Here is a 26,026-nt window from a genome sequence, read left to right as displayed (position 1 = left end):
AGTTATGCACTCCGGTAATATCTCAATGCTGGAATAAACTCCAGTTCCTCTTCCAACAACAGGGATTTTGCTAATTCTGCAATTAATTTCGCAGAAGTGCCTCCGTTTTGAATAGGAACTCTTTCTTTAAGCTGCGATAGTGGAAAAAATGAATGCACCTTTTTTCCAAGAGCCATACCGATATATACCACTGAAGAATACTGTGTAATTAACTCACCACAATTAGCTATGAGCGTTTCTGTTTCAAATGAAGTATAGATAACAGCCAATTCCCCGAATACTTTTCTGATTTCATGAGTCGCTCGTTCCGGTTTTTCATTGGGGTGCAGCTTAAAAATAATCTTTCGATCCTGTGCTACCTTTTTACAATAATTCAGGAATTCAACACGGTTCTCTTTTCCTCCGACTTCCCTGATATCAGATGTACATACCAAAACGTAATCTTTTTCCGGAAAGTTATTGCTTGTAAATGAAGCTACATGATCAAAATTTGGAATCCCGGTTACACGGATTTTTGATGCATCTGTACCCATTTCACTAAAAAATTTGGAATACCCTTCAGAAGCCACACAATACAGATCACATTTATTTGAACATCCATTCAACGACGTGTCTCCTGCAAACCATGCAGGTAATCCTAAATTTTTAACAAACATGGATTTACGGGTCACCGGATCAGTCATTCCTTCCTGAACGAAAACCAACTTTGCATGCGGAAATTTTTTTGGAACCATCAAATCACTACACATAAATACCATCTCATATTCATCTTTGAATTGGTCACCACGATAATCGTAATTGGCCTGAACTGACTGCAAATATTGGTGTTGCTCTCTACGGAAAGCACTTTGAGTGCCCATGATGGTCCAATCCAACCAACCACTTTCCGCCATCCACTTAAATAATATACCTTCTCCAAAAAACTGGCTGAAGTAATGATCGTACTCTGGCATCTCCAGCGATATCTTGTGTAACTGTTTGGTTTGATTTAATGAACCAACTATATGTAATATTTTCCTTTTCATGGAGAGCTTTAGGGCATAAAATTAGAATCAGGCCTATTACAAATCAATATGCAATTAATTATTTAATCATAATTAGATATTAAACTATTTATATCTTAACATAAAATTGATATTTAAACTTTAAGTAAAATTACCCATACAAACAGTTAATATTGAATTCATATAATTTTAAATCAATCAAAACCTAAAACTCACAGGAATCTCTTCAATACCATAAATTCAAAGTAAATTAAATTTTTACAACATTGAGAATTCGAAAACAAATGGGACAGAAAAAAGACCACACTTGTATCTTTGTGTAATTTTCAAAACAGGGCTGACCATAATGAATACAATTGCAGATGAATTAAAAAAACCCGATATCCGGGAAATTCAATTAGTCATTTGGGATTGTGACGGGGTTCTCGTCGATAGCGAACATCTCGCTGCCAAAGCCTTTTATCAAATCATTCAGGAATGGGGAGGACAATTGACTTTGAATGAAGTTTATCAATCTCTCAAAGGCGGATCTATTTATAAAGCTATTGATTACGTCAAGGAAAATTCAAATGTACCTGATCATTTTGAAATTGAACAGGCCTACAGGGCCAGAAGTTTTGAGTTATTCAGAAATGAATTGCAGACAATTCCTGGTGTTGAGAATATTTTAAAATCTTTAAACAGATCGATGTGTGTGGCGTCCAACGGTCCCAGGATAAAAATTAATCATAACCTTGAAATTACAGGATTGCAGACGTATTTTAAAGAATCTTCTATTTTTTCAGGCCACGATATCCAAAAATTCAAACCCGATCCGGAGCTTTTTATTCATGCTGCCAAGAACAGCGGTTATGACCTGACTGAATGTTTGATTATTGAAGATAGCGAGCACGGAGCACTCGCTGCCAAACGTGCAGGAATGAAATGTATGGGATATACAGCTGAAACCAATTCTGAATTATTCCATAAACACGATGCCATTCCATTTCAGCATATGTCAGAACTTTTTGATCTGATGAATGAACAAGGGCTGATGAAAGGAAGGAAAGAAGATTGAAGCCAAAAGCTGAAAGCAAAAAGCCCAGAAGGCGAAAGGCGGAAGTGTAAAGTGAAATGTGAATTTTTAATGAATTTAACGTACGGTTGTTAGTTGAGATATTTAGGCTTGGAGGCTTGGAGGCATGGAGGCTTTTAGGCTTGTAGGCTTGTAGTTGTAGTCCCGATAAAATATAGAGAATTAATTCTTTACAAAAATATTATGCAATTTTATCGGGATTTCGACCTTTTGACTTTTTGTCCCTATAAAATTTAGAGAATTATTTCTTTACTAAAATATTATGTAATTTTATCGGGATTTTGACTTTTTGTATAGTAACAAATAAACAAACAACTTAATAACTAATAACTATCAACTAACATCTATCATCTATCTTCTAGCATCCAACCAACTTTCCATCGATGATGACATTTAAAAACCTGAACGCATGAGGTTTATATTCGGCTACAAATTGGCATTGGGGATGATTGCTTAAACTGACTAGGCGGGGAATCTCTGTGAGATCATGGTCAAGAAGAATGCCTCCACTTTTATTGTCAAATACATACCATTTATTTTGTTCGCAGGCAAATCTGACATCTTTTAATAGGTAGGTGTAGGATTGAATAAATGGATTGTAACTCATGAGCCAGGCAAAGTGATCCAAGGCCTGTTCTACTGTATGAAACTGGTCTATCTCGCATTTTATAAGTTGCCCCTTTTTAGCAGGTGGTTCTGCAATCCGGACCGGGACTCTGGATGGAAAATAAGAAACTGCTCCCCGATATATTTGGCCTGGAAAAAACAGGGATGAGTTGTTCCAATTTCCAAATTTGAATTCAATATACAGACAGTTTTTATGCCCGTGTATTCCATAAAACCAATGGCGGTAAACCTGCATTTTCTCTTCAGTATCCCGGGACATGCCAAGATACATCCATGAATCCTGTACTGCATGTTCTTCCGGTATCTGCTTTTTAAGAAATGGAATTCCTGCATAAGTCAATAAATCCTCTTTTTCCAGCATATCCAGTGATCCCAGTTGCTCCATCATCCGACAAAATAAACTCAGTTCACTAAATACAGGAAAAACCAATTCTGTAATTTCTTTTCCATCCGATAATGAATTCCGGAGTACCCGGAGTTTTCTTGCAACAGAAGGCAGTCCAAAATCAACCAACCGGGAAGATAGCTCACTCATCGACTTATCAAGTTGCTTATTGGAATAAAGTCCGGTAGTAAGGGTATCCTGCAACCAACTATGCAATAGATTACAACCTTCCAGGAAATTTTCTTCCTTTTTTTCTTGAAGTCTTGAAAAATGTATAGACACAGAAAAATTAATTGAAGGAACTTATCCGGAGAATCAATTCTCTTCGAATATACCCAGTTGCTTGAGGGCCATCTGCGACGCAAATTGTTCTGCACTTTTTTTATTGAAATCCTCAGCACTGGAAACTTCTACTCCGTCGATAATGACCCCAATTTTAAAACGGTCTCTTTTATCCGATTTGAATTTATTGATGACTTTAAAATCAATTTCTTTAGAATTTTTCTGACACCACTCCAGCAATTGGCTTTTATAATTGTCGTCAAAAACTTCGAGATGATCGATGTTGATAAATTTTTTGAGGATCTTATTTAAAATGAACTGTTTGGTAAATTCAAAACCCTGTTCGATGTAAATAGCACCAATCAGTGCTTCCAAAGCATTGCCCAACATCGATTGCGAAATGGCTGTTTGGTTGAATTCAATCATCAAATGATCCAGCCCCATTTGTTCTGCAATGTAGTTCAACATTTTCCTTTTTACGATTTTTGACCTCATCTTCGTTAAAAATCCCTCATTGGCACCCGGGTATTTTTTAAAAAGATATTCACCAACGACAAAACTCAGCAATGCATCGCCCAGATATTCCAATCGCTCGTTTGATTGATACAATCCGGGTGATTCTGAAGTCAGGTTATTAAGCGTCGATTTATGGTAGAATGAAAGTTTAAAAATGTACAAATTGGACGGTGTAAATCCAATCAGGTATTGCAACCGCTCTGCAAAATGCTTGTCCTTCGAAAAAAACTTGTGATTGGTTTTCTTGTAATACTTGTATAGAAATCCTAACATTTTTTAAATATCACGGAGCTGTTATGCCCCCCAAATCCAAAGGTATTGCTTAAAAAAGCATTTACTTTTCTTTGCTGGGCTTCATTAAATGTAAAATTAAGTTTTGGATCCAATTCCGGATCATCCGTGTAGTGATTTATGGTAGGGGGTATAAAGTCATGTTGCATTGCAAGGATCCCTGCAATGATTTCGACGACACCGGCAGCTCCCAACAGGTGACCGGTCATCGATTTGGTGGAGCTGATATTCAGCCGGTAAGCATCTTCCCCGAATACATGTACAATGGCCTTAGCCTCTGCCACATCACCCAGTGGGGTTGAAGTACCGTGTGTATTGATGTAATCAATTTCCGAGGTCCGCAACCCGGATTCGGCAAGGGCCAGCGACATGGCTGTACTTGCACCCAATCCATCGGGATGTGGAGCTGTTATGTGATAAGCATCGGCAGTGGCTCCGGTGCCTACAATCTCCGCATAAATTTTTGCACCTCTTTTCCTGGCCATTTCATACTCTTCAAGAATCACAGCTCCTGACCCTTCTCCCAAAACAAAACCATCTCTTTCTTTGTCATATGGCCTGGAAGCAGTCAGGTAATCGTCGTTTCTTTCGGAAAGTGCTTTCATGGCGGAGAAACCTCCAACTCCTGCGCGTGTAATAGCTGCTTCAGAGCCACCGGAAATCATAATATCAGCTTTGTTGAGCCTTATGTAGTCAAATGCATTGGTAATCGCATGGGCTGAGGACGCACAAGCTGAAACCGTACCATAATTGATCCCCATCAAACCATATTTAATGGAAATGTGACCCGGGGCGATATCCGAAATCAGCTTTGGAATCAGAAAAGGACTGTATCGCGGGGTACCCTGGTGGAGGGCAGCTTCAGACAAGTCGTTTTCAAGGGTGTTAAATCCTCCAATCCCCGAACCCCAAATGACACCGAATCGGGCTAAATTGCACTGATCCGTCTGGATTCCGGAATCGGCCATCGCAAGATCCGCTGCCACAATTGCATATTGCGCAAAGGGATCGATCTTCCGGGCTTCCTTCTTGTCTAAAAAATTTTCAGCAACAAAGTTCTTAAGCTGACATGCAAACCGGGTTTTGAACAAAGCCGGTTCAAAATAGCTAATAGGACATGCCCCGCTGACCCCGTTTTTCAGGCCATCCAGGTATGCCTCCACACCCAATCCAATGGGGGTTAAAGCTCCTAAGCCGGTTACGACAACGCGTCTCATACAGTCCGGTCATGCCTGTTCTCCGGCAGGAAAACAAACGCGATTATTCTTTTTATTTACAATTTGCTTCCAAATAGGATACTGCCTGACCTACAGTCTGAATTTTTTCAGCCTGGTCATCGGGTATTGAAGTGTCAAATTCCTTTTCGAACTCCATTATAAGTTCAACAGTATCAAGGGAATCTGCACCTAAATCGTTTACAAAACTAGCTTCTAAGGTGACTTCTGATTCATCAACAGCCAGTTTATCTACAATAATTTTTTTAACTCTTTCTGCAATCGTTGACATAGTTAAGATGGATTTTATAATTGTTTTAAAACCAATGCGCAAAATAACGGATAAGCATAAGGAATACCAAAAATATTTTCGCTTTTTTTAGCGGAACCAGCGTTCCTTTGCGTTGTTATTAGATTATCGGAATTCCTTTCTAAACAACTGTTCACTCTAAATGATTCATCACAATACAAAAATAATTGCCACGGTAGGACCCTCCAGCAGTTCTTATGAACAACTGCTCGCCCTGGCAAAAGAGGGCGTTGCGGTCTTCAGGCTTAATTTTTCCCACGGCAATCACGAATATTACGCCACTATTATTCAGCATATTCAAAAGATCAACCAGCAGTTCGACGCACATCTGGGCATCCTCTGTGACTTGCAGGGACCAAAACTGAGGATCGGAGAAATCGAAAACGGCTCGGTTCTATTTGAGCCCGGAGATGAGGTTGAGTTTGTTAACAAGCCTTGTCCTGGTAACAAAACTAAAATTTACATGAGTTATGAAAGTTTCTCTAAAGACGTAAAGCCTGGAGAAACGGTATTATTGGATGACGGCAAACTGGTTTTCCAGGTCCTCAATTCCAACGGACAGGACACCACCCGACTCAAATGCTTGTTCGGCGGACAACTCAGTTCAAACAAAGGGGTAAATCTCCCGGATACAGAAGTTTCGCTGCCATCTCTAACAGCCAAAGATCTGAATGACCTGGAATTTATGCTGACACAACCAGTCAATTGGATTGCTCTTTCTTTTGTGAGAAAAGCTGAGGACATTGAAAATCTGATCGCGTTGATTGAAAAAGCCAAACATCCTGCAAAAGTCATTGCGAAAATTGAAAAACCGGAGGCCCTCAAAAATATAGATGCCATCATCAAATCCTCCAATGCCATCATGATCGCACGCGGTGATCTGGGCGTTGAGGTTCCCATCGAAAAATTACCCACACTTCAAAAAGCCATCATCAACAAATGTATCCAGAGAGCAAGACCTGTGATCGTTGCTACCCAACTCATGGATAGCATGATCAAACAACCCAGTCCAACCAGAGCTGAAGTTACCGATGTGGCCAATGCTGTGCTCGATGGTACAGATGCCGTCATGTTGAGTGCTGAGACATCCATTGGTGAACATCCGGTGAAGGTTGTACAGGCCATGAAGAAAATCATTTTTGAAGCAGAAAGACATTACCCCATCAGCTCAAAACGACCAAAGCCTTCCGATAAATCTTCTACCTTCATTTCGGATGTAGTTTGCTTTAATGCAGCAAAAACTGCTGAAGATATCAAAGCAAAGGCTATTATCGGATTGACTGTTTCAGGTTACACAGCTTTTAAAACCTCTTCATACCGACCAGATTGTCCGATTTATATTTTCTCGAATGCCGGATATATGTTGGGTACCTTAAACCTGGTTTGGGGTGTCCGCTGTTATTATTACGATAAAATGAGTTCAACTGATGAAACCATCGAAGATGTCATCGGGATCCTTAAAAAAGATCAAAAATTAAAAGCGGGAGATCTCGTTGTCAATACTGGAAGTATGCCCATATTGAAAAAACTCAGAACCAACATGCTCAAAGTTACAGAAGTAGAATAGAGAAATAAACAAGATCGATATTGCAAATTTGCATTCCAGTATGAAAATTCAATCCAAATCGACGGCTGTCTTTTTACTTTTCGGCCTTTGTTTTTTACTATTTAATCCTTCATTTGGTTTAACCGCCCAAACGGGTTCGGGTGTGGTAGATCAAGAATCATTGTTGGTTGATGCGCTCAAAGAGGAACTTATTGGGAACCAGCAAAAGGCCATAGATATTCTCGAAAAATTAAAACACGATCCCGAATTTACTTCAGTTTCGAATTATATACTTTCGCGTATTTATTTTGCTCAGGGAAAAAAGGAAGAGGCTTACCATGCCATAGAACTCAGCATTAGGTATGAGCCCGACAACAAGTGGTATCTGCTTTTGAAAAGCAATATCGCGGAAAATCTCGCTTTGCCGGAAGCAGCCGCAGCTTGCCATGAGGAATTGTTCCGCCTGGAACCCAATGAATACAAGCACTACGACAATGCTGCATACCACCATCTGCAGTCAGGCTCATTTGCAAATGCTCTGCGGGTGTTAGACAAAGCTGAATCGGTATTTGGAATCACTCCTGAAATTGCGATCAAAAAATCATTCATTCTGGGTGAAACTAAAAAATTTAAAAAAGCTGTTGAGTTGTTGGAAAATTGTCTCACTAAATACAATGGCCATTCTGAAATGGTCGCTCATCTTCATGCGCTTACAGAAAAATCAAATGACAAGAATCTAAAGGAACAGGTTTATTCCAAATATCCTCCAGAAAAACAAGTGCCCGATCTTCAAGGCAATTCGTTCGATCAGTTGCTGGATGCCGTCTTCAACAATCCCGCTTCAGATTTAGATACAAAAATCAAAAGTCTGGCCAGTGTCATGGAAAAAATGGCTTCCGAGAATAATGCTCAGCTGAAAGAGTTAATGAAATACACCGATGCTTTGCTGAAAGCTTATCCGTCTGAAGTAAAAACGCATTGCATTACTGCAGATCTCTTTTATATTCTGGACGATTTATCCACTGCCAAATTACATTACACTCAAGCAGTTGAATTGGGCAATGTTCCTTATTTAGTCTGGGAAAATCTCCTGCAGACCTTAGAAAACATGGCTCACTGGAATGATGCCAAAAAATATGCAATTGCTTGTCTCGATTATTATCCCAATCAATCTTATCCCCATTACCTGTTTGCACTGGCCTGTTTTAAAACCGGTGAATACTCATTGGCCAAATCGAAATTAGCCACTTTGGAAATCATGCAGCGGCATAAAAAGAATCCCTCTGTGCAATTGTATTTGTTGTATGCAAAAGTCCTCGATGCTTTGAACTCAGATTCAAAAAATTATTGGGAAAAGGCTCTCGCAAACGATCCCACTCAGGTTGTTATTCTTGAAAAATATCTAAGTGATTGTACTTTAAAAAAGGCATTGGATAGCCACGATCCAAAAATACTTTCCAGCATGGCCACTTCAGACCATTATAAGATCAATTGTTTGCTGGCGGCATTTTATGAATGTACCGGAGATTTTCAAAAAGCCCGAAAACATATGGAATTCTCGTTGAATCAGAAACAATTTATAAATTCAGAAATCCACAGTCTGGCGGCTCGCATTTTTGAAAAAACGGGAGCTGACCTGGAAAGTAAAATTCAGATCCGGCTTGCCAACGAACTGGGAGAATCTCCCAAGAAACAATAATGAAAAGCAGCGTAAACAATCTCGGGCTTGGCCATTTTATTTTTTTCCTGACTGTGATCCTGAGTGTGATCTCATGCAGCAGAAAAACTTCAGGAATACCCGATGATCGCAAAAGTGATTTTATCCTGAATGATTCAATTCAGGCAGAACAGTTCAGAGAATTTCTGTTAAATAACATTGCATTCAAATACATCGCAGGAAAAGGACAGGTGCAGATAAAAAACGCCGATGAAGTATTGGAATCTACCATACACAGTTCCCTGGTGAGCGATAGCGCTATTCACATCAGTATCCGTAAATTGGGAATTGAGATCGCAAGACTACTGCTCCACCAGGATAGTTTTAAAATGCTCAATCGAATCGAAAAAACGTTTAACACGGGTCTTCTTCGACAGCTGGAATTCCTGGATTCAAAATTGCATTTGAATCAATGCATGCTGCAAAACATACTTTTGTTTGGTTATCATTTGCCAGAAACTTTGGATTACAGGCTCTCTTTCAAGGGAAAGACTTACCTACTGGAAGGGCAATCCGAGTCAGAACAAATTTTACTCTATGGTGACCGGTTAAATTTAAGACCCCAACGTTTCATTTGGAAAGAATCAAATCGTTTACTCGAAAGTCAAATTGAAGAATACAGGCCACTGCATGAAAAATCAATTCCATACAAACTTACATTTCGTTTTACCGAGCCGTCGGTGGACCCTTTGAATTTGATTCTGTATTGGAACAAACTTGATGACCGGCCTATTAAAAGTATGTCTTTCAACATTCCAGAGCATTATACCCGGATCGCCAAATGAAGATATTGGCGTTATCCATATTGATTTTTTGCACGACCGGTTCCGGGATACTGCTTCTCATTTCTGCACAACAAGCTACCCAAAAAATCCACGCAGATCATGAACAACTTCAGAAAATTACTAACAAGGTCAAGCAAACGGAGAAATTATTGGAATCCGCAAAAGGAAAAAAGTCCAACACCCTAAGACAAATAGAATTACTGAACAGCCAAATCTCTTACAGGAATGAATTGTTGGATGTCTTAAAATCGAATCTCGAAAAGAATAATAAAGATCTTTCAGAGTCTCTCAGAATTATTGAGGAGAACCGTATAAATGTTCAAAATACACAGAAATTATATGTGGATTTCCTGAAGAAAAAACTGCTGCATAAAATTACATTCAACCCGGTTTTGAGTTTATTACACCAGGAAAATCTGGAACATCAGGTAAAAAGGTGGTACCTTCTGCAATGGTTGGAAAAGAATTTATTACAAACCATGACTACCCTGGATTCTTCTTATCAAATGCTTGTATTTCGTCAGGAAGAATTAAATGCAAAAACGAAAGTGCAGAAAGCACTTGTCGAAGTAAGTCAGGATGAAAACAAATGTTTACTTGAAGATATGGTAGCCTTGCAGGGTATGAAGAAGGAATTAGAAAATCTCGAAGGACATTTGTACAAAGATTTGATATCATATAAGACGAAAAAGGAAGAAGCTGCACGAATCATTTCCGGCAACATCAGAGATCTGGACCATAAATCGACAAAATCATCGAGAAATAATGAAATTCTCAAATTGAATTTTCCTGTCAATTTTCCCATTATTACATCCCGGTTTGGAAAAAATATCGAATCCGGGAATCCGAATCTGGTTTTGAGAAACAATGGTATAGATATTCAGTCTACCGGCCCCTTTGTAAAATCAGCTGCTGATGCCAAAGTCATTCAAATCAGGAGATTGCCTTCATCCGATTATCTTCTGATCACAAAAACAGGAAATTATTATCTGGTGTATTCCAATCTCCAATCCGTCTTATTAAAAGAAGGAGAGCTATTAAACAAAGGAACAACGCTCGGAAAATCTTCACCCAATGAGTCTGGTGCTTACGAGTTGCATTTCGAAGTTTGGGAAGGTAGTAAACCCACAGATCCTTTGAAGTTTATGGTGGATCATTAAAGAAGACTTTTAGACTTTTAGGCTTTTTGGCTTTTTGGCTTTTTGGCTTTTTGGCTTTTTGGCTTTTTGGCTTTTTGGCTTTTAGAAATGAACAACAGAACTAAACCGATTGTTTGCAAATCAATTGGAACTTTAAGTTAAAAGTTCATAACATGGTAATAATTCATACATACTAACGAACGTTAGCTTCTCATTAACCATTAACTATCTTCTCGTTCTATTCCATGGATCTGCTTTATTCCTTATAAAGGGAACTTTAGAAAAACCTCTCAGACGAGGCGTGTGAATCTTTTTAACTCAGAGTTTACTGCTGTATCCCGCTCAGCGGTAGAGGAGTTTAAAAAATTTGCACAACGATGTATCAGGGATTTTTAGCAGTGTCCTAAATTAAGCAGCACGAAAAAAAAAAAAGCCATTCCGTTATAATGGAATGGCTTTTTAGATTTCATTTCAGGATTTTTATCCTGTGTACCTATTGCAATTAGTTAGTGGTTACAAATTTCTTTACATCGGATTTTCCATCTACATTCAATTTTACCAGATAAGTTCCTTTGACAAGGCCTGACATTTGAATTGGAAGATCGACAACTCCAGACATTTGGCCATAATTTTTAGTGGCCAGATTTTTTCCAAACAAATCCATAATTGCTACACTTACGTCGGCAGTTTCGCTGAGGTCAAAATGGATATACCCAAGATCTGAACCAGGTCCGGCATGTATATACCAATCGAAGCCTTCGGCTATCGGATTTTCACTGGAAGTAAACAATCCTCTTGCAAGTGCGTCGTCGAAGCTCACTTCATTAGCATTGATGATCTCTCCATTAGGGTCCAGCATCATGGCAACTAATTTAATGTTTCCTAAAACATAAGTTGCAGGAATAACATACTCATATGCTTTAATGTAAGTTGTATTGGCAGGTATGTCTGTAGGCAGATAACCGGGTACCCCGGCCCAACCATCGAGAATGGCTCTTCCTACATGGTTGTAAACCATGCGCGAAGCTGGTACCGGATTCGGCAACAACTCATAACCACCCATCACGCCTGAATTACCTCCTGCATAAGCGTTAACCTGATTATAACCCGATGCGGTTCCTTTTACACCATCTTCAACAACAACCAGATTGAAACGGTAATCGCCATTCACTTCTTCAGAAAACAGCGCTTTCGCTTCGATCTTTAAATTTCCGGTATTCGGATCGAAAGCAGCGCCAACATCCAGCGTTACCGGAGTTAATTCGACGATCTGATCGTAAAAAACAGGCTCAATACCGCTTGGATCGCCAAGCGTGCGGCGATTGGTCACCACACTTGGGAATCCGGTGAAACCAGGGAACGTTGTGAGTCCCTGATCATATACAGTTACCGCCATGGGATCCCTGTTATGCACAGCCACGCCAATGAAATGGTGCGGATATAGTTTAGTCAAAGAATCCAAATAAACAGCACCTCTTGGGCACCATTGGCACCAGGTGCCTGTCGCTTCCTCAACGACTATTTTCTTTCCAGGCGCTGGAGTAACACCTTCGAGATTTAAAGATTTGGAATTGTTGGCAGCTTTATCATCTGCCCCCCCATTAATAGAAGTAAGTACAAAATCAATTTTGGTATTGCCTGCTCCGAAAGGCACCATCTGACTCAGTGTTATTGGATTGGATTCTGCTAAAGAATCCAGGCTTAAAGTAAAAGTTTCCTTTACAGGAGTGCCACCGTTGATCGACCACTCCAATTCAGCTGATGTGATTTGAGTTCTTCCCACATTTTTGATTTTTACAGTGGCAGGCCATGAAGTACCGGTAAGTGCTTTTGGACGGACAACAGCGGAAGTAAGCGATGCATCGAGATTCGGAGCGACAAAGGGTTCAAATGTATATTTCACGTCATCGATAAAATACTCCGACTGGTTGTTGGAACTCACTGGATATAAATCCATGGATGCAACCGCGTTGTTAGGATTTGACCAGGAACCCAGCGATTGTCCATCTACAAATGCTTCCCAGTTATTGTCGGTCATGTTGGCAACGACTTTCAAATTAAACCAGCTGCCCTTTGGATGAGTTCCGCTGGCAACTGAAGCTGCTCCCCCGGTACCCAAAGTAAATCGCACATCGCCATTGGGATCAAAAAATGCATCGAGAGACCAGACCTGACCAACCGTTGCATTCCCCTGAAAATTAAAATAGGCGCCTTTGTTGGCAACGACGTACATCCACATTTCAAGTGTGAATGTTCCTGACGTTCTTCTTCCTCCAAAAGGCAAAATGACGTCCGCAGGACCACCACTTGCTGATGTGGATAAAAATTTTAAAGAATTCACCCCGCTGTAAGCTCTTTCATTGCTTACACGGACATCATCGGCTCCTCCTTTCACACCACTCCAGGTGGTCCATTGATTGGAGCTGGCTGCAAGGAAAGCACCGGCGGTATAAGACTCAAAATCGTCGAAAAACGTATCCTGAGCAACGGCCTGATAACCAAGAGTTAAACAAAAAACAAATAGTAAAATTTGCTTCATAGAATTTATTTAAATGTGAATAAAGTAATTAGACCACCAAAATTAACGAATTCTTAATAGAATCTGGTTCCGGGCCTGATATTTAACATAGAAAGGTTAATAATATTTATATTATTATATTTTATAATGTATTTAATATTCAAAATTAGAACCTATTATATTATAAAAATAAATAATATTTTATAGGCCATTTCCTGTTCGCTATGCATTCAGGTCCTGGTCAGGCCTGGATTTCTCTTTTCCGAACAAAATTGCTTACAAATTTATTTGAGGTTTCTTGGTCCCTTTAAAACTAACAATTGTTAGGTATAAACTTTTAACGTACCACAATTCTTCAGATTGAAGACATCAGGATTCAGTTTCATCCTCAAACGGAATCAAGGTATCCGGAATTTCTTTTTGCGAAAGGATGCCTAATTTTTTTAAGGTCTGTGCTTGTTTCACTACACTACCCCGGCCGTCTTTGAGTTGTCCGATGGCCTTGAGGTAGCTGTCCTGAGTCTTGTTGATGTGTTTGCCAACGTCTTCCATGGTATCCAGAAATCCCACGATCTTGTCGTACAATTTTTCTCCCTGTCGGGCTATTTCCAGGGCATTTTTACTTTGTTGCTCCCTCTTCCAGAGATCTGCCACCAGTTTGAGGGCTGCGATGAGATTGGTCGGACTGATCAGCAAGATCCGTTTGGCATAGGCATACGCCCATAGTTCAGCATCCTGTTGAATAGCCAATAAATATGCCGGCTCGATTGGGATAAACATCATGGTAAAATCCAAAGTCCCGGCGACAGTGTCGTATCGTTTGTCGCTTAACTCGTCGATGTGTCTGTATATAGATCCAATGTGTTCTTTCAATGCCGCGTCCTGTTCTTCCTTGATTTCACTGGATGAATACCGGTCGTAAGCTACAAGCGAAACTTTCGAATCGATGACGATGGCCCGGGATTCGGGCAAATAAACTACAATGTCGGGTTGGAATCTTCTTCCGTCTTCGTTCTGGACACTGACCTGTATTTTATATTCCCGGTCTTTAACCAGGCCCGATTTTTCAAGGATGCTCTCCAAAATGACTTCTCCCCAATTTCCTTGTTTTTTCGACTGTCCTTTTAATGCAGAGGCCAGATTATTCGCTTCCTGACTTAATCGCTGATTCATCTCCACCAGTTCTTTTACTTTTTCCTCCAGTGAAAAGCGCTGTTTGGATTCCTTATCGTAAGTTTCTTCGACCTTCTTTTTAAATGTTTCCAGATTCTCTCCCAAAGGCTTCAACAAATTGTCTATATTTTCTTTGTTGCTTGCCGTAAATTTTTGTGTTTTTTCATCGAGAATTTTGTTGGCAATATTCTGAAATTCAAAATAGGACTGTTTTCTGAGCTCTTCAAATTCAAGTTTCTGTGATTGAAGTTTATCGAGTAAATGTTTATTCTGACTCTGGTATTCCGCTGCTTTTTGTTTAAACTCAAAATGTTCTTTCTGCAGATTTTGGAATTCCATTTTCGCAGAACCCAGTTCTTTAAGTGTGTTTTCCAGTGATTCCTGTTGATGCAACAAGGACTGACTGCGTGCGCTGTATTCTGCATTCAGCTTCCTGAGTTCTTCCTGATTCAATTCCAATCTTTGTTGCCATTTTTCCAACTCCTGACGGAGTTCGGCATTCATTTGTTCCAACATCTGATTCTTCGCGGAGATGTCTGCCTCTCTGTTTACACCGGCTTCTTTGGATTTGTATGACTGGAGCCAGAATAACAACAAGGCTATCAGGCCCAAACAGACTCCAATGGCAAAAGATAAAAAGTCAAATGATTCCATAAAGCAATTTAATCCTTCCGGCGTCCATATATTTAAATTCTGAAGGTATTACTTTTTTTAGAAGCATTTGAAACTATCGGATGAATATCATTTTAAATATATGGCTTCGAATGGATGTACTGCAAATATCAAGATTCGCACTTTTTTTCCAATTGAAAATAATTTTCAGTAAATAAAATCAATCCAGGTCATTCGCATGGAATGCTTTCCTGAATCTCAGTATACCCACAATAAAGCATGCAACAGCAAATACAATATGCCAGGGGGTCTGTACAAACTCTGTATACCAGATAAAAATTCCTAATCCGAAATAACTAGCCGCAAGAATCCAATAAATCAGTTTCCGCGTAAGCATGTTTAGGCTTAGCCTTCCAGCTTGAATCTGATGGGCAGCGTAAAACTTACAGGTACTGCTTTTCCATTGTGCTTGCCGGGTTTCCAGTTAGGCATGGATTTAACCACGCGAACAGCCTCTTCATCACAACCTCCACCGATTCCCCGGGCCACCTGCACCTTGTTGATATTACCTGATGAGGTCACAACAAATTGTATCACAACCGTTCCTTCAATCCCGTTTTCTTTGGCTATTGAAGGATAACGTACGTGCTCACGTATGTACTTCATCATGGCTGCTTCTCCATCCGGAAAGGTGGGCATTTGTTCCACGAATTTGAAGGGCTCCACTTCCTTTGGTGCTTCTTCAACAACTGGTGGAGGTTCAACCAACGAGGCATCAACTCCTCCTTCTTCCCCTTCCCGCGTCACATCAGAAACTTCTTTGTCTTCCATTTCTTCAATTGTTGGCGGTGGTGGTTCTTCTTCTTCGACTTCTTCGTCTTTTTTAACTTTAGGAGGAACGAACTTTATCTGATCTTTAATAGGGGGTGGTTCCACTTTAGGAGGCGGAGGAGGTGGTGGTTTATTTGGATCCAATGGAGGCGGTTCGGCAAGGATCACTTCCTTCATAATATCCTTGTTTGCTTTTTCGGGAATCCAGCCTCTGACCATTTTGATGATCATCGGACTGCTCACACCAAAAACGAAAAGCAAAATACCTAAAATCAGGGCTTTCGACATGTTGTTGTCGTATATCTTGCGGAGAATGTAAGCTCCATAAGATTTATTGCGACCTTCGAAGATCATGTCGTCCCAGGAGAGCTTTAAATAATCCTTTTTTTCCATGTTTTTGACTTTAATCCTTAAAAAGTATAACAACTAAAACTCTCAATTATTTCCTTACCTGCCCAATTTTAACACAAACCACACTATCGACGGGATCGTCCGGCTTTAAAATGGCATAAGTCTTTACATCGTTGATGGTCATTTCATCGAGTACGTCGACAATATTTTTGTACTTCGATGTGGGAAGTGGCTTGATCATCACAAATAAGTTTGTAGTGTCTGTCCACTGCTCGTGGACTTCCTTAATCCTCCTTTGAATAACCTTTCTGAGTCCATTCGGGCTGTAATCCACACTGTCCATGCTTAATTCAGTATCTGCATTGACCTCATCAGGAGATACGTACCAAAACACTTTGTCATTAGACCCGAGTAACAGGGTAACCGTCTTCGACATTTTGATTGCCGGGATCTCTTCATCTTTAATCTTATCCTCTTTAGCGGGTTTGATGATCTCCATCGTTTTTGGCTTGTTGAACGTAGTAGCCAACATAAAAAATGTGATCAGCAAAAACCCCAGATCCACCATGGCAGTTAAATCTACCCGGGTGGACATTTTTTTCGATCGCGATTTCTTCTTGCCTTTTTTCGCACCACTTTCGGGTACATTCATTTCAGCCATAACATCTTGATTTTAAAATGTTGTATTGATTATTCCTGGGCACTTCTGGCTGAGGTGATCAGGTTGAAACGGTTTACTTTTCGATTTTGCAGGGCTTCGATAATTTTATCAAATGCTCTGTATTCTGTTGTTTTATCAGCTTTAATCGCTATTCTCAGGTTGTTGTTTTCCTGTCTCGACCAAAGGATCAGGTCTTCCAGCTGGTGCTCGCCGCTTGTTGTATCAATAACCAGTCCCGGATGTTTGAAATGTGCCCTTGAATTCGCATCGAGCGATAAATACGCGGGTAGTTCCCTGATATTCATTCCCCACAACTCAACGAGTTTGAATGCTTCCTTTTGGTCTTCTGTAAATTTTATCTGATATCCTTCTTCCAATCGGTTCAACAATTTCAGACGGGTAATTTGATCGTCCAACCCGAAAAAAGCTCTTCCGTCGGGAGCGATCTGAAACATGAGAATATCCTTGTCCGGAATTGGAATTTGCGCGGTGGAGGAGGGAATGTCAATTTCGACAACCTCCTGCGGCCTGAATTTGGTAGTAAGGATAAAGAAGGTCAACAACAGAAATGCAACGTCGCACATGGCCGTCATGTCTATTGTTGTGCTCTTCCGTGGAACCTTAACTTTTGGCATGCCAATAAATTTTAATTGAATTAGTGCTTGGAAGCAAAGGTTTGGGCTATTGTAAATCCTGCTTCGTCAATTCCATAAGTCATTCCATCAATTCTAGTAGTGAAATAGTTGTATGAAATGATGGCTAAAGCAGATGTACCAATACCTAAAGCCGTATTGATCAGGGCTTCGGAAATACCGGTAGACAGTGCAACTGCATCCGGAGCACCCGCTGTAGCAATGGCTGAGAATGCGCGGATCATCCCGAAAACTGTTCCTAAAAGTCCCAAAAGGGTAGCCACAGAAGAGATGGTTGCAAGGATGACCAGGTTTTTCTCCAATACAGGCAATTCCAAAGAGGTCGATTCCTCAATTTCCTTCTGAATGGCCAGCACTTTGTGTTCGTTATCCAGTTGGTTGTTAACAGACATTTCTTTGTATTTGCCAAGACCTTCGCGGATCACATTGGCTACAGAACCTTTTTGCTGGTCGCAGCAGGTAATGGCCTGATCGATCTGGTTCTGATCCAAAAAGTTTTTAATCTTTCTTACAAAGGTCTGTATAGAACCTTTGCCTGACGCCGCCCCAATAGTAATCATCCTCTCAATAATCACTGATAAAACAATGATAAAATTTGTCATGAGTATTGGAACCATGGGACCTCCTTTATACATCATTCCCAAATAATCACCCGGATGAGGGTGACCTTTGGGATCCCCATTTTCAAAGTGAGAAGGATCGCCCAAAATAAAAATGTAAACCGATACCCCGATTACAAATGCAGTTGGGATTGCAATGGCAGCAAATAATGAACTAAACTTACTGCTCGAGGCATTTTTGTCAGTCTTCGCGTTTTGATTGCTCATAATAGATTTAAATTAGCAGTTTTAAAATATGTGAAATATTATTTTGATAAGTACCTAAATTTTTGATTCCAACCAAATAATGTTGTCGATTTAAAAAAATCAAACATTAAGTCGGGCGTAATTATAAAACGATTTCGCCAAAAAAATGTACCTAATCCGGGCGGAAGTGTAAAGAAAATTAAATAGTAAATAATTGTAAGTTATATATTTTTGATTAAAAGTAACTTATAAATTAAATTTTTTTATAATGTGTTAAGGAGTTTAAAATTTAATACTGCGTTCATGTAGCAATTTCATTTCGCAGCGCTTAAAGCTCCGGTTGAAGCGTATGATCGGCTTCCAAATTTTCTTTGGGGATGAAAATGATCCGGATAAATATAAAAAAGCCACTCCCGAAAGGAAGTGGCTTTTTAATTTTTAGGCTTGGGTGAATTACATCTTTGGATTGATCATTTCAAAAAACTGGTCGAGTTTAGGCAAAATGATGATTTCTGTTCTGCGGTTTTTCTGGCGGCCCTGAGCAGTTGTGTTGGCATCTTTAGGCACATATTCTGATCTGCCTCCTGCGGTCATCCGGGAAGGTTCCACTTTGTATTTGGATTGCAAAGTACGCACCACAGCAGTAGCACGTTTAGCGCTGAGGTCCCAGTTGTCTGCCACGCATTCATTTGACATGGGCACATTATCGGTGTGGCCTTCGATAAGTATATTTAAATCTTTATGGTCATTCAGCACTTTGGCAATTTTATCCAATACTTTTCCGGCACTCTCATTGATGACAGCGCTGGCTGATCTGAATAACATTTTATCCGATAGGGAAATAAAAACAACTCCATGTTTTACTTCGACATTTACATCGTCTGAATTCACACCCTGAAGAGATCTCTTCAAATTGATCACGAGATTCAACATGATCGAATCCTTTTTTGCCATAGCTTTATTTAAAGCACTCAACTGCCGGTCTTTCTCGTTTAATGCATCTAAAGATTTACGAATGCTTTCTGCACCGGATTTACTGACAATAGATAAATCGGAAAGTCTGTCCAATAAATTGTTATTGGTCTTTTTGAACATGTCCAATTGTTCTTCAAGCGATTTGATTTTACCTTCTTTGGCAGACATTTCGGATTCCAGTTTACCTGTTTTCATTTTACAATCGTCAGCCAGCTGATTTTTTTGCTTTTCACAGTCACTCAGAGATTCCTGACACTTCTGCAGATTCATTTTAGCATCGTTCATCTGTGCTTCCAGATCTTTGTATTTTTTACTGGATACACAAGAAAATAACATCGACACCGCTAAAATGGCATAACTTAAATTTTTCATGGTGGATTACGGTTAGATTTAATAAAATTAGCCTCAAAATTAAGGCTTTATGCAATTTATGTACCAAATAATTTGTTAAGCATATAAACTATGGAAAAACATCCATTAAATGTCTTTGGGAAGCCTTTGGAGCCTTGCAGCACTAACCCGCTGACCGGATTTTACCGCGACGGCTGTTGCAGGACCGGATTTGAAGATACTGGACAACACACCGTTTGCATTTTGGCTGATGAGGAATTCCTGGAGTATTCAAAGAGTGTTGGCAACGACCTCAGTACTCCCAGGCCCGAATACCTTTTTCCGGGTGTCAAGCCTGGTGAAAAATGGTGTCTTTGTGCTTTGCGCTGGGCGCAGGCCTGCGATGCCGGTAAAGCACCTTTGGTGTATCTGGAGGCCACCAATATGGATGTTTTAAAAGATATCCAATTCGAGCAGTTATTAGAGCATAAGCTGGTACAAACCTCGGATTAACGATTTGGCGATTGATCTTTGTTGTCTCGTCCAAAATATCGGGCAATCATATCTGAAGCCCATTCCTTGCCTCCAAGTCCGAAGGCAATGCCAAAAGCCAGTCCGATCGAACCAAAAAATATGCTGACGACATTCGTGATCAATGCTTCACCGATGCCAATTTGAGTCAGTGCTATAGCCAACGTGAAAAAAGCGATGCAATAAAACACCATCTTTCCCAGCAATTCCGGATGTTCATAGGCGGATTCTTCCAAAGCTCCGACTGCCAATCCGGAAACAAAATCAGCCAGATAAAATCCAACGATGAGGATTACGCAAGCAACCAACAGACTAGGTATAAAAGCGACCACCTGGTTCAAAAGGTCGGAAACGACATCCATTCCCAGTAAATTGAAAAACTTAACCAGGACGATGAGCATAATCAGCCAAAAGAATAAAGACGAAGTCACTCCGGAAAAACCATTTTTAAATCCCCTCCTTTCTAAAAAACGGTGCACCGCAGTTTGCTGACTGATTTTATCGATCCCGGCAAAATGGCAGGCCTTATATACCAACCATTTGGTGACCCGAGCCAGTAACCATCCGGCGATCAAAATGATCAGCGAATTGACAATGGCGGGAATGGACCCTGCCAGCGCATCCAGGTATGAAGAAAAAGCATTTCGGATCTCAGACCACATATGGGGATGAATTAACTCTCAAATGTAGCTGACTTCGAATGGATCCTGAAATTTTTCGCGAGGAACCTTTGAGTAAATAACAAAACTCTCATTCATTTGCGAAAGACAACTCATTCAATTTTGAGTGGGATCCAGATCTTCTGTGATCTTCCTGATAACCTTAAATTCACTGAGGAATGTTTTCGCTATGACCCTGAAAATCGTGTATGCGGGAATAGCCAGCACCATTCCTGCAATTCCACCAATCCGGGCACCAACCATGATGATGATAAAAATTTCCAGAGGATGTGCCTGAACCCTTTTTGAAAAAATATAGGGCTGAATGATAAAATCGTCGAGCAACTTCGTGATAAAAAATACAGTAAGCACTTTCAAAATCAGGGGAACGATCTGCTGGTAGAAATCGAGTTCGAGATTTGAAGAAATGGTGAGTAAACATGCAAATACCGCACCGATCAACGGCCCCAGATATGGAATGATGTTCATAACGGCATAAAAGAAGGAAATAAGGAAAGCATTTTTGATTCCAAAAAAACTTAGCAAACTCACCGACAAAATCATGAGTATGGTCATCTGAATGACAATCCCTCCAAAATACCGGGTCAACAGAATGGTAATATCATCGATCACATGGGCTGCTTTTTTCTCCAACCCCGTGGGAACGATAGCCAGAATGATTTCTGTAAACAGGCCCCGTTCCTTCAAAAAGAAAAAACTGATGAACATGATTGAAAACAAGGCGATGACCAGATATCCCGCTTTACTGAGCAGGGTTCCAAAAAATGAACTGATCAAAGTAGGATTAAAATAACCACCTATCAAGGCCTGAATCTGGTCTGCAGCGCTCGGCCCGGGTTCGAGCCCCATGGATCTCAACCAGACATTGATGTTTTCAATGGGTTCCTGGAGCACAACCGACATGGCGTTGAAATCGACTTTAGAAAGTACCACCGCTTGTTGAATAACCAATGGTATAAATGCCCAAAGCAGCAATCCAATCGAAATAAACATGGTCACCAGCGTTAACGCAGCGGCCAGCGATTTTCCAAATTTCAGATTCAGGAGCTTCAGTCGCAGCAATAAAAAATTCATAATGGGCTGTCCGATCATACTCATGATCCAGGATATCAAAATAAAGCTAACGACTTCGATAAAATAGCTGAATACCAGGGCCAAAGCAATCAGCAACAATGCGCCGATGATGTAACGGTAATATTTCTGCCACATGGCATAAAGATACGATAATCGACCTTTGGTGGATTTCGATTAAGTTTGCATTTCTCCGGCTCTAACAGACCCGGTGAATCTGAAAAAAAGATGAATCCTAAAAATAAAATTTTAAAAGTGGAGTTCCTTTGGTTGACAGGAAGCTGCGTAGCCGCCTTTTTGTTTTTAACTCCGCTCCTGATCTTTAAAATTAATTATCCTTTCTGGATTTCAAATCTTTGCTTTATAATCGGAGCCATCACCTGCATCCGTTGGATATTCCTTTGGAAATACACTCCCTACGCCTGGAACATTCCGGTTAAAATTTCTTTGATGGGTTTGCTTGCTATTGGTTTTGTGCTCGGTTTTGACAGGTTTCAGCATTTCAAAGTTTTGATCAACGATATTGGAATTCAGGAAATCGTAAGCAATTTGGCTTTACACGAACAAGATAAGCTCTCGCGATTTATAAGATCTGAAATGGTTTTTTGGGCCGTTGCTTTTTTTTGCTCGACGCTTGTTTTGATCCCAAAAATTTTCTGGAGCATCTGGAAACAAATCAACAGAAACGAAGTTTAACATTATCAATTTACAGTTTATGTCTTTAGTTCAGGAATTCAATGATTACCGCTCCCGCATGAATGAGCTGATCTTATCACAGGATAATTTGGCCTTGAAACGATTTTTTTCATTGGACCATCAAATGTATCAGGAAGGCGCATTGGATGTTGCTACCAAGGAAATGCTGGGGCTGGTTGCTTCGATGGTTTTAAGATGCGATGATTGCATCAAGTATCATCTTATAAAATGTCATGAAAATAATCTTTCAACCGAACAAGTATACGAAGTCTTTGCCATTGCCAATATGGTAGGGGGCTCGATTTGCATTCCACACACAAGGAGGGCGGCAGAGTTTTGGGAAGAGCTGGGGGGAAAGGGTAAAGGTGTTTAGAAATTTTGACCTTTTGACTTTTTGACCTTTCGACTTTTCGACTTTTCGAAGTTTCGACCTTTCGAAGTTTCAACTTTTTGACCTTTCGACTTTTCGAAGTTTCGACCTTTCGACTTTTCGAAGTTTCGACCTTTTGACTTTTCGACCTCCCGATAAAATGTCCGTGATTATTTCTTTTCTGAAGAGCTATTTCATTTTATCGGGATGACTTTTTGACTTTTTGACTTTTCGACGTTTTGTCTTTTTGACTTTTTGACTTTTCGAAGTTTCGACTTTTCGAAGTTTCGAAGTTTCGAAGTTTCGTCCCGATAAAATATAGGAATTATTTCTTTACTAAAATATTATGTCATTTTATCGGGATTTCGACTTTTCGACCTTTTGACGCCATTACGAATCACCCATAATCCATACTCCAAAAAAAAAAGCCCAAATTTGCAAGGCGCAAATTCAGGCTCTTTCGACTAAGGTCTCAAAATAAGAAAACTACGATCTTTACTGACGGATCAGCATAATATTTTAAAAGGTTATAAACCGCAAATGAAAATCAGAAAATTGGACGAGAGGGTATTCAATGCTTTCAAGAAGACTTACTGTCGCCGGGATTTGGTGTAAAATTATAAGCCTACACGCAGAAATCCAAGTAAATAACGAAAAATATTAAAAAAAAGTTTATATGTAATAGTCATATTTATGAACTCATGAAATAGCTGAAGCTTATTTAAAGTGTATTGGATTATATTTTAAATTTATATATATATATAATATATTTAATATGTTTCAGATTCTCCGAACAAAAAAATTGAATGGATGGCGGCCTATTCGGCGAAATTCAGCGAGGAAATACTGAAATTCATTCCTAACAAAAGGCTCCCCTTCTTATCTTTGCCGCTCATGCCCGGGTGGTGAAACTGGTAGACACGTACGTTTGAGGGGCGTATGCCGTAAGGTGTGCAGATTCGACTTCTGTCCCGGGCACTAAAAAGGAAATGGGTATCCGTTTCCTTTTTTCTTTAAATAAGCACAGACATTAGGTTAAAAAAATTATAATTTTCCATGGTCTTTGTGTCTTTAGTACCATCCTGTCGTCAAATTAAAAAATGACTTATGAAAAAATTGATCTACGCCTTTTGTTTGATGTTTATCATCTCCTCTTGCGGAAATGTTCAAAAAATGATCGACCGGGGAGATTACGACCAGGCCATTGATTATGCCGTTAATAAACTATCGGGCAATAAAAAGCGCGACAAGGAAATGGTGCTGGCTCTTGAATACGCCTTTAAAAAAGCGCAGGAAAAAGATCTGGCCATGGAACGTACGCTCAAGTCACAGGATGACGACGAAAAGTGGAGCCGGATTTATATCATTCATGAACGCATCGAAAACAGACAAAGAAAAATTGAACCTTTTGTACCCTTAGAAGCCGAGGATGGCTACCGCGCCAGTTTTCATTTTGTCAATATTCAGGAACTCAAAAAAGAATCCAAAAAAAATACAGCCGATTTTCTATATCAGTCCGCTTTATTGCTCATTGACGAATCACAAAGAAATTTCGACAAATCTGCGGCCAGGGAAGCTTACCAACAATTGGAACAAATCGATCCGCTTTTTGGAACTTATAAAGACAAAGAAGCACTTAAAAAACAGGCCAAATCGCTGGGCATGAATCACTACCTGGTCAGAATCAAAAACAATACCCAGTCGATTATACCCGAACCCGTCGAACGCGAAATGCTGAGCATTGGCCTTGAAAAATTAAATTCCACCTGGAAATCATACGATGTCAAAAGCGACCCGTCAGTACGTTACGATTACTACATTCAACTCGAGCTCAACCACCTGGAATTCAGTCCGGAAAGAGAAAAATCAAGGGTTTATGAAGATGTCAATGAAATCATCACTGAAGAACCTTTAAAAGACAAGTTTGGAAAAGTTGTAAAAGATTCGACCGGCAAAGTCGTAAAGGAAAAAATCAAGACGAGATACGTTGCCGTGGTCGAGGAAATTACCCAACAAAAAGCTGTTCAATTAGGAGGAAGAATGTTGTATTCAAATGTGCGCAGTGGTGACATTGAAATCAGCAAACCCCTGGAAGTGGAAGGCCTGTTTGAAAATAAATATGTGCGGATTAACAAAGGCAATATCGACTACGTGAGCGATGAATGCAAAAAAAGCCTGAAAGGAAAAGCTTTGCCTTTTCCAACGAACGAAGAACTCCTGCTGTCGGCTGCTGAAAAAATAAAGAGACAACTGAAATCGCATATCGATTCTTCAAATCTGTAAGACGCTTGTACTTTCAATATGAAATCCATATTTAAAAGTCTGGTCATTTTTCCCGTCAGGGTTTATCAATATGCCCTCTCACCATTGCTTGGAAAAAACTGCAGATTTGAGCCGAGTTGTTCGAATTACATGATCCAGGCCATTGAGGAATGGGGAGTATTAAGAGGGGTTCTGCTCGGGTTGAAAAGAATTACTCGATGTCATCCCTGGGGAGGCCATGGGGAGGATCCGGTACCGAAGAAGGGGGGGCGAGGGGGGTAGGCATTTAGGCTATTTGACCTTTCGACCTTTTGACCTTTTGTCCCGATAAAATATAGGGAATTATTTGTTTACTAAAATATTTGCAATTTTATCGGGATTTTGACCTTTTTGAAGTTTCGATATATCGATAAAACTATCAAAATATATTCGAGGGACATTATAGTTTTATCTTGATAGACTTTTTGCATCACCTCTTTAGTTCTTTAATCTTTTCTAATTCTGCTTTGGGCTCCTATCATCCTTAGGCCTTAGGCCTTCTTCACTTTTTTCACCTTCTTCCCTTCTCACCTTTTAACTTAAAAAATCCCCGATAGTAACAATAACCAACCTTTG

The 26,026-nt window shown here is 40.0% G+C and carries 25 protein-coding genes and 1 tRNA gene; 11 read left to right on the top strand and 15 right to left on the bottom strand.

Translation table 11 applies throughout. The features are described from left to right. Positions 1-2 precede the first annotated feature (2 nt). The gene (locus IPM34_04700) at positions 3-1,025 is read right to left on the bottom strand and encodes a CDP-glycerol glycerophosphotransferase family protein (GenBank protein MBK8954842.1); all 1,023 of its coding nucleotides are present in this window, start codon (positions 1,023-1,025) and stop codon (positions 3-5) included. A gap of 325 nt (positions 1,026-1,350) precedes the next feature. On the opposite strand from IPM34_04700, the gene IPM34_04695 reads away from it, so the two are divergent. Further along, the gene (locus tag IPM34_04695; GenBank protein MBK8954841.1) at positions 1,351-2,061 is read left to right on the top strand and encodes an HAD-IA family hydrolase; all 711 of its coding nucleotides are present in this window, start codon (positions 1,351-1,353) and stop codon (positions 2,059-2,061) included. A 376-nt stretch (positions 2,062-2,437) separates the two neighbouring features. Here IPM34_04695 and IPM34_04690 read toward each other — a convergent pair whose 3' ends face one another. The 4 genes from IPM34_04690 to IPM34_04675 all read right to left on the bottom strand — a co-directional run bounded on the left by IPM34_04690 (position 2,438) and on the right by IPM34_04675 (position 5,686). After that, positions 2,438-3,373 (bottom strand): hypothetical protein, encoded by a 936-nt coding sequence (locus tag IPM34_04690; protein ID MBK8954840.1) that lies wholly within the window; start codon positions 3,371-3,373, stop codon positions 2,438-2,440. Positions 3,374-3,406: 33 nt separating this feature from the next. Next, on the bottom strand, positions 3,407-4,084 hold the full coding sequence (gene rnc / locus IPM34_04685; GenBank protein MBK8954839.1) for a ribonuclease III: 678 nt from the start codon (positions 4,082-4,084) through the stop codon (positions 3,407-3,409). Positions 4,085-4,155: 71 nt separating this feature from the next. Beyond that, positions 4,156-5,397, bottom strand: coding sequence for a beta-ketoacyl-ACP synthase II (fabF, locus tag IPM34_04680; GenBank protein MBK8954838.1), 1,242 nt, complete (start codon positions 5,395-5,397; stop codon positions 4,156-4,158). 52 nt (positions 5,398-5,449) lie between these two features. Continuing rightward, a complete protein-coding gene (locus IPM34_04675; GenBank protein MBK8954837.1) occupies positions 5,450-5,686 on the bottom strand; it encodes an acyl carrier protein in 237 nt (78 codons plus the stop codon). A gap of 160 nt (positions 5,687-5,846) precedes the next feature. On the opposite strand from IPM34_04675, the gene pyk reads away from it, so the two are divergent. Genes pyk through IPM34_04655 form a run of 4 tightly spaced genes read left to right on the top strand, consistent with a single transcriptional unit; the run spans position 5,847 to position 10,912 of the window. Next, complete coding sequence (gene pyk / locus IPM34_04670; protein MBK8954836.1) at positions 5,847-7,271, top strand: pyruvate kinase; 1,425 nt, start codon at positions 5,847-5,849, stop codon at positions 7,269-7,271. Positions 7,272-7,311: 40 nt separating this feature from the next. Next, positions 7,312-8,949 carry a hypothetical protein gene (locus tag IPM34_04665; protein ID MBK8954835.1) on the top strand — a complete coding sequence of 546 codons (1,638 nt, stop codon included), beginning with the start codon at positions 7,312-7,314 and terminating at the stop codon, positions 8,947-8,949. Continuing rightward, entirely contained in the window at positions 8,949-9,752 is an 804-nt protein-coding gene (locus IPM34_04660; GenBank protein MBK8954834.1) for a DUF4292 domain-containing protein, read from the top strand. The genes IPM34_04665 and IPM34_04660 overlap by 1 nt, the downstream gene beginning before the upstream one ends. A gap of 5 nt (positions 9,753-9,757) precedes the next feature. Next, entirely contained in the window at positions 9,758-10,912 is a 1,155-nt protein-coding gene (locus IPM34_04655; protein ID MBK8954833.1) for a peptidoglycan DD-metalloendopeptidase family protein, read from the top strand. Positions 10,913-11,393: 481 nt separating this feature from the next. On the opposite strand, the gene IPM34_04650 is transcribed toward IPM34_04655, so the two are convergent. The 8 genes from IPM34_04650 to IPM34_04615 all read right to left on the bottom strand — a co-directional run bounded on the left by IPM34_04650 (position 11,394) and on the right by IPM34_04615 (position 19,843). Beyond that, entirely contained in the window at positions 11,394-13,430 is a 2,037-nt protein-coding gene (locus IPM34_04650; protein ID MBK8954832.1) for an Omp28-related outer membrane protein, read from the bottom strand. Between the two features lie 348 nt (positions 13,431-13,778). Beyond that, on the bottom strand, positions 13,779-15,236 hold the full coding sequence (gene rmuC, locus IPM34_04645) for a DNA recombination protein RmuC (GenBank protein ID MBK8954831.1): 1,458 nt from the start codon (positions 15,234-15,236) through the stop codon (positions 13,779-13,781). A gap of 178 nt (positions 15,237-15,414) precedes the next feature. Beyond that, a complete protein-coding gene (locus IPM34_04640) occupies positions 15,415-15,591 on the bottom strand; it encodes a hypothetical protein (GenBank protein MBK8954830.1) in 177 nt (58 codons plus the stop codon). 8 nt (positions 15,592-15,599) lie between these two features. Next, a complete protein-coding gene (locus tag IPM34_04635; GenBank protein ID MBK8954829.1) occupies positions 15,600-16,418 on the bottom strand; it encodes an energy transducer TonB in 819 nt (272 codons plus the stop codon). A gap of 46 nt (positions 16,419-16,464) precedes the next feature. Further along, the gene (locus IPM34_04630; GenBank protein MBK8954828.1) at positions 16,465-17,037 is read right to left on the bottom strand and encodes a biopolymer transporter ExbD; all 573 of its coding nucleotides are present in this window, start codon (positions 17,035-17,037) and stop codon (positions 16,465-16,467) included. Positions 17,038-17,066: 29 nt separating this feature from the next. Next, a complete protein-coding gene (locus tag IPM34_04625; GenBank protein MBK8954827.1) occupies positions 17,067-17,672 on the bottom strand; it encodes a biopolymer transporter ExbD in 606 nt (201 codons plus the stop codon). A gap of 20 nt (positions 17,673-17,692) precedes the next feature. Further along, positions 17,693-18,517 carry a MotA/TolQ/ExbB proton channel family protein gene (locus IPM34_04620; GenBank protein MBK8954826.1) on the bottom strand — a complete coding sequence of 275 codons (825 nt, stop codon included), beginning with the start codon at positions 18,515-18,517 and terminating at the stop codon, positions 17,693-17,695. Positions 18,518-18,949: 432 nt separating this feature from the next. Continuing rightward, the gene (locus IPM34_04615; GenBank protein MBK8954825.1) at positions 18,950-19,843 is read right to left on the bottom strand and encodes an OmpA family protein; all 894 of its coding nucleotides are present in this window, start codon (positions 19,841-19,843) and stop codon (positions 18,950-18,952) included. A 90-nt stretch (positions 19,844-19,933) separates the two neighbouring features. On the opposite strand from IPM34_04615, the gene IPM34_04610 reads away from it, so the two are divergent. After that, positions 19,934-20,314 (top strand): DUF2237 domain-containing protein, encoded by a 381-nt coding sequence (locus IPM34_04610; GenBank protein ID MBK8954824.1) that lies wholly within the window; start codon positions 19,934-19,936, stop codon positions 20,312-20,314. Here IPM34_04610 and IPM34_04605 read toward each other — a convergent pair. Next, on the bottom strand, positions 20,311-20,994 hold the full coding sequence (locus IPM34_04605) for a hypothetical protein (protein ID MBK8954823.1): 684 nt from the start codon (positions 20,992-20,994) through the stop codon (positions 20,311-20,313). The genes IPM34_04610 and IPM34_04605 overlap by 4 nt on opposite strands. A gap of 114 nt (positions 20,995-21,108) precedes the next feature. Then, positions 21,109-22,221 carry an AI-2E family transporter gene (locus IPM34_04600; GenBank protein MBK8954822.1) on the bottom strand — a complete coding sequence of 371 codons (1,113 nt, stop codon included), beginning with the start codon at positions 22,219-22,221 and terminating at the stop codon, positions 21,109-21,111. Between the two features lie 90 nt (positions 22,222-22,311). Between IPM34_04600 and IPM34_04595 the strand changes: the two genes are divergently transcribed. The 5 genes from IPM34_04595 to yidD all read left to right on the top strand — a co-directional run bounded on the left by IPM34_04595 (position 22,312) and on the right by yidD (position 25,693). Beyond that, the gene (locus IPM34_04595) at positions 22,312-22,779 is read left to right on the top strand and encodes a hypothetical protein (GenBank protein ID MBK8954821.1); all 468 of its coding nucleotides are present in this window, start codon (positions 22,312-22,314) and stop codon (positions 22,777-22,779) included. Positions 22,780-22,798: 19 nt separating this feature from the next. Next, entirely contained in the window at positions 22,799-23,152 is a 354-nt protein-coding gene (locus IPM34_04590) for a carboxymuconolactone decarboxylase family protein (GenBank protein ID MBK8954820.1), read from the top strand. 893 nt (positions 23,153-24,045) lie between these two features. Continuing rightward, positions 24,046-24,127, top strand: a tRNA-Leu gene (locus tag IPM34_04585). Positions 24,128-24,256: 129 nt separating this feature from the next. Then, entirely contained in the window at positions 24,257-25,432 is a 1,176-nt protein-coding gene (locus tag IPM34_04580; protein ID MBK8954819.1) for a hypothetical protein, read from the top strand. 18 nt (positions 25,433-25,450) lie between these two features. After that, complete coding sequence (gene yidD, locus IPM34_04575; GenBank protein MBK8954818.1) at positions 25,451-25,693, top strand: membrane protein insertion efficiency factor YidD; 243 nt, start codon at positions 25,451-25,453, stop codon at positions 25,691-25,693. The last annotated feature ends 333 nt before the right edge of the window (positions 25,694-26,026 follow it).

Source organism: Saprospiraceae bacterium, assembly GCA_016716185.1.
GTDB lineage: Bacteria > Bacteroidota > Bacteroidia > Chitinophagales > Saprospiraceae > Vicinibacter.
This window is presented reverse-complemented; position numbering and strand designations above follow the sequence as displayed.